At 62.2% G+C, this 14,101-nt stretch carries 10 protein-coding genes and 1 tRNA gene; 7 read left to right on the top strand and 4 right to left on the bottom strand.

Annotated elements, in window-relative coordinates:
- On the top strand, positions 1–283 hold a 283-nt coding region (locus tag BEN49_RS03160; RefSeq protein WP_141765607.1), incomplete at its 5' end, for a LysM peptidoglycan-binding domain-containing protein.
- A 27-nt stretch (positions 284–310) separates the two neighbouring features.
- The gene (locus BEN49_RS03155; protein WP_070740637.1) at positions 311–1,774 is read left to right on the top strand and encodes a M20 family peptidase; all 1,464 of its coding nucleotides are present in this window, start codon (positions 311–313) and stop codon (positions 1,772–1,774) included.
- 67 nt (positions 1,775–1,841) lie between these two features.
- Here BEN49_RS03155 and BEN49_RS03150 read toward each other — a convergent pair whose 3' ends face one another.
- A complete protein-coding gene (locus tag BEN49_RS03150) occupies positions 1,842–2,903 on the bottom strand; it encodes a fatty acid desaturase family protein (RefSeq protein WP_070740634.1) in 1,062 nt (353 codons plus the stop codon).
- Between the two features lie 344 nt (positions 2,904–3,247).
- Between BEN49_RS03150 and dnaE the strand changes: the two genes are divergently transcribed.
- The 4 genes from dnaE to BEN49_RS27525 all read left to right on the top strand — a co-directional run bounded on the left by dnaE (position 3,248) and on the right by BEN49_RS27525 (position 8,553).
- The gene (gene dnaE / locus BEN49_RS03145) at positions 3,248–6,931 is read left to right on the top strand and encodes a DNA polymerase III subunit alpha (protein WP_070740631.1); all 3,684 of its coding nucleotides are present in this window, start codon (positions 3,248–3,250) and stop codon (positions 6,929–6,931) included.
- Between the two features lie 164 nt (positions 6,932–7,095).
- Positions 7,096–7,425 carry a thioredoxin gene (gene trxA, locus BEN49_RS03140; protein ID WP_068235800.1) on the top strand — a complete coding sequence of 110 codons (330 nt, stop codon included), beginning with the start codon at positions 7,096–7,098 and terminating at the stop codon, positions 7,423–7,425.
- Positions 7,426–7,642: 217 nt separating this feature from the next.
- Entirely contained in the window at positions 7,643–8,056 is a 414-nt protein-coding gene (locus tag BEN49_RS03135; RefSeq protein WP_083325719.1) for a hypothetical protein, read from the top strand.
- A 379-nt stretch (positions 8,057–8,435) separates the two neighbouring features.
- Positions 8,436–8,553: transfer RNA gene (locus tag BEN49_RS27525), tRNA-Glu, on the top strand.
- A 67-nt stretch (positions 8,554–8,620) separates the two neighbouring features.
- Here BEN49_RS27525 and BEN49_RS03130 read toward each other — a convergent pair.
- Positions 8,621–10,783 (bottom strand): protein-disulfide reductase DsbD family protein, encoded by a 2,163-nt coding sequence (locus BEN49_RS03130; protein ID WP_239691795.1) that lies wholly within the window; start codon positions 10,781–10,783, stop codon positions 8,621–8,623.
- 191 nt (positions 10,784–10,974) lie between these two features.
- Here BEN49_RS03130 and BEN49_RS03125 point away from each other — a divergent pair, with 191 nt between their 5' ends.
- Positions 10,975–12,309 (top strand): hemolysin family protein, encoded by a 1,335-nt coding sequence (locus tag BEN49_RS03125; RefSeq protein ID WP_070740645.1) that lies wholly within the window; start codon positions 10,975–10,977, stop codon positions 12,307–12,309.
- Positions 12,310–12,830: 521 nt separating this feature from the next.
- Here the strand turns inward: BEN49_RS03125 and BEN49_RS26540 are convergent.
- Together BEN49_RS26540 and BEN49_RS03115 are read right to left on the bottom strand one after the other, a co-directional pair.
- Positions 12,831–13,568, bottom strand: coding sequence for a hypothetical protein (locus tag BEN49_RS26540; RefSeq protein ID WP_125916466.1), 738 nt, complete (start codon positions 13,566–13,568; stop codon positions 12,831–12,833).
- A gap of 107 nt (positions 13,569–13,675) precedes the next feature.
- On the bottom strand, positions 13,676–14,101 hold a 426-nt coding region (locus BEN49_RS03115; RefSeq protein WP_125916464.1), incomplete at its 5' end, for an NINE protein.

Genomic DNA, 14,101 nt, shown 5'->3' with positions numbered 1-14,101 from the left:
TCCCGCCGCCACACCCGCCGTGTGGCACGCAGTGCTGGCTGGCGAAACCCTCTATAGCCTCTCAAAACGCTACGCGGTGAGCGTGAGCGACTTGCAAGCTGGGCCCCCAGCTCCCGCCGCCACACCCGCCGTGTGGCACGCAGTGCTGGCTGGCGAAACCCTCTATAGCCTCTCAAAACGCTACGCGGTGAGCGTGAGCGACTTGCAAGCCTGGAACCACAAGGCCGACGCCAGCGTGCGCCTGGGCGAAGTGCTGCGCATGAACGCCCCGCCGGCCCGCTAATTTTTTCACCCTTTTAGCCCAATTGCCATGCGCGCTTTCTTCCGGTTGTTGGGGTTGGTGCTGCTGGTGCTGACGGCAGTGCTGGTGGCGAACACGTTGCGCGTACCCCGGCACCAGCTGGGGCCCCAGCCGCCGCCCGCGCCCGTGGCCGTGCCCGATTCGGCGGTGGCGCGGCTGGCGGCGGCGGTGCGCATCCCCACGGTATCGGCCACCGATTTTGCGCAGACGGACACGGCGCAGTTTGGGCGGTTCGTGGTGTTTTTGCGGCAAGCGTTTCCGCGGGTGCACCGGGTGCTTACCTGCCAGAAGTTCAACACCTACGGCCTGCTCTACGAGTGGAAAGGCCGCAACCCGGCCCTGCCACCCCTGCTCCTGCTGGCCCACTACGACGTGGTGCCCGTACCGCCCGGCAGCGAAGCGCAGTGGCAGCAGCCGCCCTTCGCCGGGCGCGTGGCTGGTGGCTACCTCTACGGCCGCGGCACGCTCGACGACAAGCTGAACGTACTGGGCCAGCTGGAAGCCATTGACTACCTGCTGCAAAGCAACTTCCAGCCCGAGCGCACCGTGCTGCTTGCCTTCGGCCAGGACGAGGAAACCCTGGGCCAGCGCGGGGCCGCCGCCATCGCCGACGCGCTCCAGCGCCGCGGCGTGCGCCCCGAACTAATTCTCGACGAAGGCGGCCTCGTGAAAACCGACGGCGTGGCCGGCCTGGCCCGGCCCGTGGCGCTGGTTGGCATCAGCGAGAAAGGCTACTTGAGCCTGGAAATCAGCGCGGTGGGCGCGGGCGGGCACTCGTCTATGCCGCCGGCGCACACCAGCATCGGCCGGGTGGCGGCGGCCGTGGCCAAGCTAGAGGCCAACCCCTTCCCGGCGCGGCTGGACGGCGGCGTGGGGGCCCTGCTCGATTACCTGGCCTCGGAAGTGCCCTTCGGCAAGCGCCTGGTGTTTGCCAACCGCTGGCTGTTTGGGCCCCTGGTCAAGCGCACGCTGGCGGCCACGGCCTCCGGCAACGCGGCCCTGCGCACCACCACGGCGCCCACCATTTTCCGGGCTGGCACCAAAGACAACGTGCTGCCCATCGGCGCCGCGGCCACCGTCAACTTCCGCATCCTGCCCGGCGATTCAGTGGCGGGCGTGGTGCGCGCGGTCCGGCGCCTCATCGACGACGACCAGGTGCAGGTGCGGCGGCTGAAAAAAGGCAACGAGCCGGCCCCGGTGTCCAGCACTACGTCGGCGGCGTTTGGGGCCCTGCACCGCACCATCGGCAGCGTGTTTCCGGGGGCCCTGGTGGCGCCCTACGTGCTGGTAGGCGCTACCGACGCCCGCGCCTACGCTGGTCTCAGTGCCAACACTTACCGCTTCTCGCCCCTGCCCATGGCCGAGGCCGACATCCAGCGCCTGCACGGCACCAACGAACGGATTCGGGTGACTGATTACGAGCGGGTAATTCGGTTTTACGTGGCGCTGATCAAAAACTTTCAGCTCCAATAAAAAAGCAAGGCCCGCCCCGCAGTGCGCGGAACGGACCCAGCCAAAAGCGGCAAAATGCGCCGGGGCCCTACGCCGCCACCAGTGCCGGCCGGGCAATGCGCCGGGTGCGGGCGCGCAGCAGGGCCACCACGTCGGCGTCGGAGCCGTAGCGGCCGCCCAGGTTCACGAAGTTCTTGGCCAGCAGGTCGTAGCGCTTCAGCATGAGGAAGGCAAAGATGTGCAGGTAGTGGATGCCGTCGAACACCACGGCGTCGTTGGCGGCGTACTCGCCCACGTGCTGGCGGAAGTTGGCGGGGTGCTCGGTCCAGTGCAGGGCGGGGCGCAGGTGGTGGCTGATGTGGTAGCCGTCGTTCCAGCACTTGTGGTTGTAGGCCGTGTTGATGCAGGTGGCGCTGTTGGTGTAGCAGTTGTCGGGTGCGTTGCCGTCGATGAAGGCGTGCTGGCTCCAGTTGCCCAACATCATCACGATGCGCGTGACCAGTAGGGGCCCCAGGAACACGACCAGCGCAGCCGGCAGGTTAATAAACGCCAGGCCCACCACCACGGCCGCGTAAGCCAGCTCGCCGCGCACGGCCCGGAAGCGCAGCGTGAACTTGCGGGTGCGGCCTAGGTAGCCCAGCAGGCGCACCACGCCCAGCACCAGGAAATCGCCCAGGTAGTGCAAAAAGCCCCAGGCCGAATCGCGCTGGTAGAACATGGTCGAGCTTTCGTCGTCGGGCAGGTTGTTCTCGGGGTGGTGCATGCCCATGTGGTGGGTGAAGTACGTTTCCGGGGTTTGGCCAAACAGGGGCCCCACCACCCAGGTCGTGTACTTATTAAGCCACTTGTGCGCCTTTTTGAACAGGGGCCGGTGCGTGGTGCAGTGCATCATCAGCCCCAGGGGCCCCTTAAAGTAGAACGTGCCCAGGAAAAAATATAACCCGGCCGCCACCCACCACGCCGCGCCCGTCACGGCGGGCACGAACAGCAGCGCCGCCAGCGGCAGCATGGTGAGCGAAATTTGCAGCAGCAGGTACACAAACGGCAGGTCGCGCTCGTCTTGCACGTAGCGCGCGGCAAATCGGTGGAACCACGACGGGGCGGTGACGGGGGAATAGCCCGGATCGGTAGAGGCAACGAGGTCTTTCATTCAGTATGAAATGAGCCGTTTTTCGCTGCCCAGCGCACCAACGCGGCTTGCGGGTAGGAACCCACAGGCGGTTAAACCCAAAGGAGGCAATGAGGGAAGGAGTGCCGGGCCGCTGGTCAGCGGCGGCGCTATGTATTTATTAGCTTACGCAATTGCACTAAACTCGGCTGTGTAAAACTAGTTCAAACGGCGCGCCTGGTAGGGGCCCGCAACTTTCAAAGGATCAATTGGCTGGCGGCTGCGCTTGCCGCCGGGGCCCCCGGCCAGCGCCGGGCCGGCGAACTAACCCCGGGGCCCCGGGCTTATCTTTACCTATAACCCCCCGTTTTGCTTCGCCCGCCGCCATGCCCGTTTTCTCGCACCTCCACAGCCACACCCAATACTCGCTGCTCGACGGCCAGGCCAGCATTGGGGCCCTCATGAAAAAGGCCCAAGCCGACGGCATGCCCGCCGTGGCCCTCACCGACCACGGCAACATGTTCGGGGCCTTCAACTTCGTGGCCGAGGCCAACAAGTACAACGTGAAGCCCATCGTGGGCTGCGAATTTTATTTGGTGGAAGACCGCCACAAGAAGGCTTTCAGCCGTGAGAAGGGCGAGCGGGACGTGCGCCACCACCAGCTGCTGCTGGCCAAAGACCAGGCCGGTTACCACAACCTGAGCAAGCTCTGCTCCCTGAGCTTCATCGAGGGCTCGTACTCGAAGTTCCCGCGCATCGACAAGGAGCTGCTGGAGCAGTACCACGAGGGCCTGATTGCCACCAGCTGCTGCATCGGCGCCGAGATTCCGCAAACCATCCTATTCCGCTCCGAAACCGAGGCCGAGGAAAAGCTGAAGTGGTGGCTGAACCTGTTCGGCGACGACTACTACATCGAAATCCAGCGGCACGGGCTGATGAACTTCGACGGCACCGGCAAGAGCCAGGAAGACGTGAACCAGGTGCTGCTGCGCCTGGCCCACAAGCACGGCGTCAAGGTCATCTGCACCAACGACTCGCACTACGTGGACCAGACCGACTTCGCGGCCCACGACCTGCTGCTGTGCGTAAACACCGGCGAGGAGCACAGCATCCCGGTCGGTGACATCCGCACGAATTACTACACCCTGCTCACCACCGACGGCACGGTGCGCTACGACCTGCTCGACAACCTGCGCCAGAACCACGGCCGCGACGAGCGCGCCCAGAAGCAACTGCGCCGCATTGATGAGGAACTGCAGAAGCCCAAGCCGCACACCCGCTTCGGCTTCGCCAACGACCAGTTCTACTTCAAGAAGCAGGCGGAGATGAACGCGCTGTTCAGCGACGTGCCGGAGAGCGTGGACAACACGAACGAGATTGTGGACAAAATCACGCCGCCCAAGCTGGCGCGCGACATCCTGCTCCCCAACTTCCCGCTGCCCGCCCAGTTCGCCAACGCCGACGAGTTTCTGCGCGACCTCACCTTCAAGGGCGCCTTTGAGGGCCCCAAGCCGCGCTACTCCGAGCGCACGCCCGAGGTGGAGGAGCGCCTGAACTACGAGCTGCGCATCATCCAGACGATGGGGTTTGCGGGCTACTTCCTTATCACGCAGGACTTTATCAACCACGGCCGCTCGGTGGGCGTGGCGGTGGGCCCCGGGCGGGGCTCGGCGGCGGGCTCGGCGGTGGCCTACTGCGTGGGCATCACCAATATCGACCCCATCAAGTACTCGCTGCTGTTCGAGCGCTTCCTGAACCCGGAGCGCGTGTCGATGCCCGACATCGACATTGACTTTGACGACGTGAACCGCCAGAAAGTCATCGACTACGTGGTGCAGAAATATGGCAAAACCCAGGTAGCCCAAATCATCACCTTCGGTACGATGGCGGCCAAGAGCTCCATCAAGGACGTGGCCCGGGCCATGGAGCTGCCCCTGCCCCAGACCAACGACCTCACCAAAATGGTGCCCGAGCAAGTGGGCACCACCCTGGCCAAGGCCTTCGCCGAAAACATGGAGCTGGACATGATCCGGCGCGACGAAAGCCCCGACAACCTGAAGGGCCAGATCCTGCGCCTGGCCGTGCAGCTGGAGGGCTCGGTGCGCAACACGGGCATCCACGCGGCGGGCGTCATCATCGCCCCCGACGACATCACGAAGTACATTCCGGTTTCGACCTCCAAGGACTCGGACCTGCTCGTGACGCAGTTCGACGGCAAGGTGATTGAGAGCGCCGGCATGCTGAAGATGGACTTTCTGGGCCTCAAAACCCTGACCATCATCGTGGACGCCATGCGCCTGATCGAGCGGAACCACGGCGTGAAAATCGACATCGATGACATTCCGCTCGACGACCCCAAGACCTACGCCCTGTACCAACGCGGCGACACCATTGGCACTTTCCAGTTCGAGTCCGAAGGCATGCGCCAGTACCTCAAGGACCTGAAGCCCACCAACATCGAGGACCTGATTGCCATGAACGCCCTGTACCGCCCGGGCCCCATGCAGTTTATTCCCAACTTCATCAACCGCAAGCATGGCCGCGAGGAAGTGGTATATCCGCACGAGCTGCTCAAGCCCATCCTAGAGTACAGCCAGGGCATCATGGTGTACCAGGAGCAGATCATGCAAACGGCGCAGATTCTGGCCGGCTACTCGCTGGGCGGGGCCGACTTGCTGCGCCGCGCCATGGGCAAAAAGGACATGAAAAAGATGGCCCTGGAGCGCGAAAAATTCGTGAGGGGCGCGGGCGAAATCCACAAGATTCCGGCGAAGAAGGCCTCCGAGGTGTTCGACGTAATGGAGAAATTTGCCGAGTACGGCTTCAACCGCTCGCACTCGGCCGCCTACTCGGTGGTGGCGTACCAAACGGGTTACCTGAAAGCCAACTACCCCGCCGAGTACATGGCCGCCGTGCTCACCAACAACATGGGCGACATCAAGAAGGTGACCTTCTTCATCGAGGAAGCCCGCAAGCAGGGCGTGGACGTATTGGGGCCCGACGTGAACGAGAGCCTGCTGAAATTCAACGTGAACCAGGAGGGCAAAATCCGCTTCGGCATGGCCGCCGTGAAGGGCGCCGGCGAATTGGCCGTGGAGTGCATGGTGGAGGAACGCGAAAAGGCGGGGCCCTACTCCGACATTTTCGACTTCGCCAAGCGCGTGAACCTGCGCACCGTGAACAAAAAAACCTTCGAGAGCCTGGCCCAGGCCGGCGCCTTCGACGACTTCGGCAAGCACCGCCGCCTGTACCTGGAGGCTCCGGCCGGCGACCAGCCGCTCATCGACAAGGCCATGAAGCTGGGCCAGCAGCACGCCGCCGCCAAGGAGAGCAGCCAGCACAGCCTGTTCGGGGCCTCAGCCTTCGGGGCGGTGGCTGCGCCGCTGCCCAAGATGCACGAGATGGATCCCTGGACCAAAACCGAGCAGCTGCGCCGCGAGAAGGACGTGGTGGGCTTCTACCTCTCGGGCCACCCCCTGGATAGTTACAAGCTGGAGCTGGACGCCTACTGCACCTGCGGCCTGGAAAAAGTAGAGAGCCACAAGAACAAGGAAATCAACGTGGCCGGCCTCATCACCAACGTGGCCTTCAAGACCACCAAAATGGGCCAGTCGTTCGCCACCTTCACCCTGGAGGACTACGAGACGAGCATCAGCCCGGCCCTGTTCCGCGACGACTACACGCGGTTTGCGCCGCTCATCAACCCCCGCAACTACGCCAACGAGCAGGTGCCGCCCATGTTCGTGCGCCTCAAGCAGGAGCTACGCCGCGGCACCCAGGACCAGTGGGACCTGCGCATCCTGAACATGCAGCCGCTGAGCGAGGTGGCCGAGAAGCTGAGCAAGGGCGTGCGCGTGCGCCTCGATTTGCGCACCGTGACGGGCCCCATGCTCGACCGGCTGGAGGAAGCCATCCAGGCCGCCCCCGGCCGCAAGCGCCTCGAAATCCAGTTTGCCGAGCCGCACGAGCACTTGGCGGTGGACATGTTCTCGCGCAAGTTTCAGATTGAGCCTAAAGTATTTATCGAAAAGATGCAGGAGATGGAAATGGACGCATGCCAGCTCATTTGAGGGCCCCGAACCTAATGGATCTGCGCCGGGTTTGCTACCTAACAACGCGCCCGCCTGCCAACATGAACTTTCTATGGTGCCGGTTGTTAAGCCCCCGATCTGCTACCTTGCGACCCCGTTGGCCGTACACGCCAGAGTCTATATAACCCGTAACCCTTACTAAAATGGGACACAAAGCAATTGAGATTACCGATGCCAATTTCGAGTCCATCATCAACTCCGACAAGCCCGTGCTGGTCGATTTCTGGGCCGAATGGTGCGGTCCTTGCCGCATGGTGGGCCCGGTAGTGGAAGAGCTGGCCGGCGAATACGAAGGCAAAGCCATCGTGGGCAAAGTTGACGTGGACGCCAACCCCCAGACCTCGGCCAAGTTCGGCATCCGCAGCATCCCCACGCTGCTCGTGTTCAAAAACGGCCAGATCGTGGACAAGCAAGTAGGCGCCGTGCCCAAGCACGTGCTCGCCCAGAAACTCGAAGCCCAAGTAACGGCCTAAGCGCCCGCACTTCCGTTTATAAATGCGAAAGCCCGGACCTTGCGGTCCGGGCTTTTTTGCGTGTTTTCGGCACGGCGCTTGCTAACGGGCACAAGCGGCTACGGGGGCCCCAGTGCTGTATATGTGCGCTGTGGTGCTACATTTCCGGCGGCATCGGCGCAACTCCCCGGCCGGGCCAATTTCTTCACTTCCCCTTCACCTTTTCTCGTTCCTTATTATGAAACGCCTCCTCGGTTTCCTTCTCTCGCTCAGCCTGTTGGGCAACGCCGCCCACGCCCAAACCGCGGCCCCCGCCACTGGCACGACGAGTTCGTCGAAGATGACGACCACCAAAATGTCGCAGACCCCGGCCACCACGACGCACACCGCCACGTCGAAAACCGGCATGATGGGCACGACGTCCACCACCGGCTCGAAGAATTCGGCCACCAAAACGGCCACCATGTCGTCGACTTCGACGGCTACCGCTGGTAAAATGAAGGCCGATGGCACGGCCGACATGCGCTACAAGGAGAATAAGATGGCCAAAACCAGCACCACGACCACCGGCAAAATGAAGGCCGACGGCACGCCCGACATGCGCTACAAAGCCAACAAAACCTCGACTACGACGACCAAAAAGACGATGTAATTTCGGGGCTATCCGGCCCGGTTTCCGAAGCCCTTCCCCACCCGGGAAGGGCTTTTTTTTAGCGTGCAGCCTGCCATAGATTCGCTGGTTGCGGCGGCCGTGGGGCCCCAGGAAGGCCCGGCAATTCGCAGCTTTTGCGGCTAAGCGCAACGGCCCATTCCATTCAGATTTGTTGCAAAACCAGTCGATTGGTCACCGTGAAAAAGCCTCCTAAAGAATAAAAATTAAAAATTTACTAGTTGCATATTATTTACTTTCAGAACTTTACAAACTAACAATCGTTTGTTGTGACGTTTTCATTATATTTTTAATGCTGAAACTTATCCAATCCTTTTCTACCTTTGCACCCGGCAAAATCAAAAGGTTTCTGCCGATACCTTGTAGTGTGGTGGAACTGGCAGACACACCCTCCTCTCTCGAGGGTGAAGGTTCGGGATAAATCGGCCCCCCGGCCGGCTAACCACTTCGTGGAGGTTCAAGTCCTTCCGCTACAGCCAAAAACCTAAAGAGGCGACCTTGTTCACAAGGTCGCCTCTTTGGCTTTCTACGTTTTTGTTTTCGCAGCTACCGGGCCGCTACGGCCCCGTGCCGGGCCTGGTAGCTGCGCCGCCCCTCCTTCAGGAACTGCGCAAACTGCGCCACGTTGGGCTCGTAGGCAATGGGCGCCACGAGCGGCTTGCCCGTGGGGTCGTCGGGGTTGAGCAGCACGTAGTAGGGTTGGGCATTGAAGCCATAGCGGGTTACCTGGAGGTCAGCGTTTTGCTTGCCCAGGCTGGTTTTTTGCTGGTGGTCGCGGGCCGAAGTATACCACTCGTTCTGGGGCAGCTCGGTTTTATCGTCCACGTACAGGGCCACCACCACGTAGTCGTTTTGCAGCTGGGTGAGCACGGCCGGGTCGCTCCACACAGTGGCTTCCATCTTCCGGCAGTTCACGCAGGCGTGGCCGGTGAAGTCGATGAAAATGGGCTTGTGCGCCAGCTTAGCGGCGCGAATTCCCTGCTGCAAGTCGAAATAGCCCTGGAGGCCGTGGGGCAGCTCCAGGAAGTCACCGAAGCGCGGCGTTTCGCCCAGCGCATTGGCAGCGGTCTGCACCGGCACGGCGGGGGCCCCAGCGGCCAGCGAAAAGTCGTGGCGGCTCTGGGGCGGCAGGTAGCCGGCCAGCAGCGGCAGTGGGGCCCCAAAGAGGCCCGGTACCAGGTACGTCATGAAGCTGAAGGCCAGCACCGCCATCAGCAGCCGGCCCACGCTGAGGTGCTCCAGCGGCGAATCGTGCGAGAGGCGGAACTTGCCCAGCAGGTACAGCCCGAGCAGCGCCGAGAGCACCACCCACAGCACCAAGTACACGTCGCGGGTGAGGATGCCCCAGTGATAGGCCAGGTCCACCATGCTCAGGAACTTGAGGGCCAGCATGAGCTCCACGAAGCCCAGTACCACCTTCACCGTGTTCAGCCAGCCGCCCGAGCGGGGCAGGCTTTTCAGCCACGACGGGAAGATGGCGAACAGCGTGAACGGCAGCGCAAAGGCCAGCGAGAAGCCCAGCATGCCCACCACCGGCGCCAGCGTCTGGCCGCGGGCCGCCAGGCCCAGCACCGTGGCCACGATGGGCCCCGTGCAGCTGAACGAAACCAGCACCAGCGTGAAGGCCATGAAAAATACCCCCAGCCAGCCGCCTTTGTCGGCCTGGGCATCGGCCTTGTTCACTAGGCCGCTGGGCAGCGTAATTTCAAACAAGCCCAGAAACGAGAGGCCAAACACCACGAACACCACGAAGAACAGCAGGTTCGGCAGCCAGTGGGTGGCCATGAAGTTGGGGCCGTCTTCGCCCAGCAGGCGGGCCACCACCACGCCAATCAGTGTGTAAATCACGATGATACTGAGCCCGTACACCATGGCCTTGAGGATGCCGCGGCCGCGGCTGTCCTGGGCCCCGGTGAAGAACGAAACCGTCATGGGCACCATCGGGAACACGCAAGGCGTGAGCAGCGCCGCCAGCCCCGAGATGAAGGCCAGCACGCCAAAGCTCCACAGCCCGCCCGCGTCGGAAACCGGCGCGGCCACGGCCACGGCCGCCGAAACGGTGGGGGCCCCAGCAGGCGCTTCGGTAACAGCCGCAGGGGCCCCAGCCGTTTCCACCGGGGCCACAGCGTCGGGAGTAGCCACCGCTACGGGCGCGGCAGCCACGGGCGCGGCGGTAGCAGGTGCGGCGGGAGCCGTTGCCACGGCGGCGGCCGTTGCGGCGGGGGCCCCAGGCTTGGTAGCCGCTGCGGCGGCGCTAGCAGCAGCCGGGCCGCTCACTTGCAGAGGTCCGAAGGTCAGGCTTTCGTTGCCGGGCACGCAGCGGCCGTCCACGTCGGTGCAGCTTTGGTAATCGGCTTCGGCCTTGATGGCGAGGGGCCCCGGCTGGAGCACCTTGATGCGCTGGCGAATCTGGCCGGTTTTTTCCCAGAAAGCCACTTCGCCCTTGAATACCTCGTCCATCTGGTGATGCGACTTTACTGACGTCGGCTTGCCTACCAGGGCATAGGCCGCGCTAGGCGCAAACTTGAGCGTGAACACCACGGGTCCCACGTCTTCGCTGAAATCGGTGGCGTAGAGGTGCCACTTGTCGTCGATGCGGGCGTTCACCAGCAGCTCCACTTCCTGGCCTACTTGGACGGTGGGCTGGCTGAGGGCCGTGCTGAGGTGCGTGGGCACCAAAATCTGGGCCGTTAGCGGCAGGGCCGGCAACCAACAGAACAGTAAAAATTTAAAAAACCGGGAAATATTCATACAGAATTAATCAGCATTAGCCTGTAAAATTAGGCTTCCTAACCACAAACGGCTGGTTGAAAAGTTCAAACCGCCAACCCCCCGCGCCAAAGTCCGTACTTTTGGGTTACAATGGCCCCCAGACCGTCCGCGTCGCGGGGGCCGCCGACATGGGTTTAAAAATTCTTATCACCCTGCTACTCATTGTAGCCAACGGGTTTTTTGTGGCCGCTGAGTTTTCGCTCATTCGGGTCCGTCTTTCGCAGCTCGAGCTCAAAGCCAAGGAGGGCAGCCGCATCGCTGGCCAGGCGATGAAGGTGCTGCATAACCTCTACAGCTACCTATCGGCTACGCAGCTGGGGGTTACCATCGCCTCCCTGATCCTGGGAGCCGTGGGCGAGGAGGTGGCCACCGAAATCATCCTGAACACGATGAGCCGGTTCAGCATTGCCATCTCGCCGGCCGCGGCCCACAGCACGGCGGTGGTCGTGGGGCTGATTTTCATCACCATCCTGCACGTGCTCTTTGGCGAGCTGTTCCCGAAAACGCTGGCCATCCAGCGGCCCGAGGCCGTGAGCCTGGCCCTGGTGCTGCCGCTGCGGGTGTTCTATTTCGCCACTTTGCCCCTCACGTGGTTCTTGTCGAAAGCCTCCAACGTGCTGCTGGGGGCGGTGGGCGTGAACCCGGCCCACGGCACCGAGGCCCACACCTCCGACGAGCTGCGCCTGCTGCTGGACCAAAGCAAGCAGAGCGGCGAAATCCAAGACTCGGAGCACGAGCTGATTGAGAACGTTTTTGAGTTCAACGACCGCATGGTGCGCCAGATCATGGTGCCGCGCACCAAGCTTTCCGCGCTCGACGTCAACGCTTCGGAAGACCAGATTCTGGAAACGGTGTTCAGCGAAGGTTACTCGCGCCTGCCGGTGTACGAGGGCAACATCGACAACATCGTGGGCATCCTGAACGTGAAGGACCTGCTGCCCATCATCCGGCGCAACGAGCCCGTGGAGCTGGCCCGCATCATGCGTGCGCCTTACTTCGTGCCCGAAACCAAGAAGATTAACCGCTTGCTGCGCAATTTCCAGCGCAAACACACCGTGATGGCCGTGGTGAGTGACGAGTTCGGCGGCGTGTCGGGCATCGTCACCATCGAGGACATCATGGAGGAGCTGGTGGGCGAAATCCAGGACGAGTACGACAACGAGGTGCCCGTGGTGGAGAAAATGTCGGCCGACGAATACCGCGTGGCCGCCGCCACGTCCATCTCCGACGCCAACGAGTACCTGCCCTACCCGCTGCCCGAAAGCGAGAACTACGAAACCGTGGGCGGCCTGCTCAACGTGGTCTACGGCAGCATTCCGGAAGTGGGCGACGTGGCCGTGCTGGCTCCCTACGAGTTCCGGGTGCTGGAACGCTCGCGCCGCGTCATCGACCTGGTGCAGCTGCGCGTGGTGCGCGCCGAGGAAAACGACGAGCCCCGCACCGACCTGAGCGCCGAGATTTAGGGCCCCCAGGGCCCTAATCCGAAAGGCACAGAAAAGCCCCGGCATCTGCACAGATGCCGGGGCTTTTTGTGAAGCGTTGGTTTGGGCGGTTGCCTCGAATGGGATGGTATGGCGAATTGCCCGCAGGGCTTCACCGAGCCACCCAGGCTAAAAACAGCGGCTCCGGCTTGCAGTAAGCAGGGCCCAATAACAGCAGAGGCTGCCGGGCCACCTCACTTTTCATTATCCATTTAGAGCCGTTTCGACGTGAGTGGCGGTAGAGGCGGGACTCGTCCCCGCCCGCCGTTGAACGGAATCGGTGCCCCGGGGCAAACGGCGGACGGGGGCAAGCCCTGCCCCTACATCGTTCAGCTGATACACTGACCCCAAAACTGCTCTAAACCAATGATTAGGGGGTAGTACCCTGGCTTTTCCGTGCCCGGCGTGGGGGCCCTAGTTACGGCTCCCTATGCGTGGGGCACGGAAAAGCCCCGGCATCTGCGAAGATGCCGGGGCTTTTTATGAACCAGTGGTTCGGGGGACTACAGCGATTTCAGGATGAACAACACCAGGCCAACCACCAGTACGATGGCACCAGCAGTGGTCAGGAAGCCCGAACCAACGATGATACCGATGAGCAGCAAGGCCAAACCTACCAAAGCCACCGTGATTGCGGTACCGGAAGCAGCGGTTTCAGCAGTACTAGCCGTGTTTTGCTGGCGCGCCTCGGCTTTAGCTACTTGCTTCATTACCTTGCTCATAGCAATGCGCTGAACCAGGTTGGGCTTCACCGCTTTGGCGGTGGGCTGGGCCACCGTCTGGGCCACTACTTGTGCCGAGTTGACCTTAGCGAGCTTGCTGGGGGCCACAACTGCAACGGCCGGGGCCGGCGCTGCGGTAGCCGGGGCAACGGCGGCAACCGGAGCCACGATAGCGGGAGTACCCACAGTTACTTCGGGGGCAATAGCTTCAGCAGCGGGAGCGGCGGCAACCTGCGCGGTGCTCATGGAAACGGGCGTCTGGGATTTGACGGCGTAGTCGGTACGGCTGCACGAGCTCAGCGAACCAACAATTACTCCCAAGGCGAGTGTTAGAGAATAGGCTTTTTTCATGGTGAAAATGAAGAAAAAGGTGGAGTTGAGTGATATGTTTTTTATACGCAGCGCAACTTTTCTTGATTGCCGATTCTGTGATAAAAAGCCGTTAACCCCGTTTGTACTTCGGCTAACGTTTTGATTTTTATTGGCTTTGATTTTTAAAAAACATTTGAACAACGGCAATAAAAGGGCTTAACGAAGCGTAATACCCACCTTTTCGAATTGGAAGATTGCGCCGCAACTACGCGCCTGGGGCCCTGACAGGACACAGGCAGCCACAGCTGGCGGCGCTAAAAGAGCCGGCTCTTATACTCCCCATTTTTGGGCTGGAGGGCCCCGGTGGCAATCAGCACGGCGTCAATTAACGCCAGCACCCCGGCTATGCCCGCCAGGATGCCCCCGGCAATCAGCAGTCCCACTAAGCCGCTGCTTGAGCCACCCAAAATGGTGGCGAATAATCCAATGGTGCCCACTGAGAACAAAAGAACCCCTACCAGCGTGAGCATCAAATAAAGCGTTCCGCGCCCGTAGTACCCCAGGTAAAACAAGTGCAACCCCAACCCGCCGAACAGCAAGGCCAGCACCAGGGCCACGCCCCGCGAACGTTGGCGCGGCAGCTCGCCCTGGGCGCGGCCGGCGAGCCGCTGGGCGCGGTTGAAACGGGTGCGCGCCTGCGGCCGCGCTGCCGCCGGCCCGGCAGCGGCCGAGCGGCGGGC

It is taken from the genome of Hymenobacter coccineus (assembly GCF_001816125.1).
GTDB classification, from domain to species: Bacteria; Bacteroidota; Bacteroidia; order Cytophagales; family Hymenobacteraceae; genus Hymenobacter; species Hymenobacter coccineus.
This window is presented reverse-complemented; position numbering and strand designations above follow the sequence as displayed.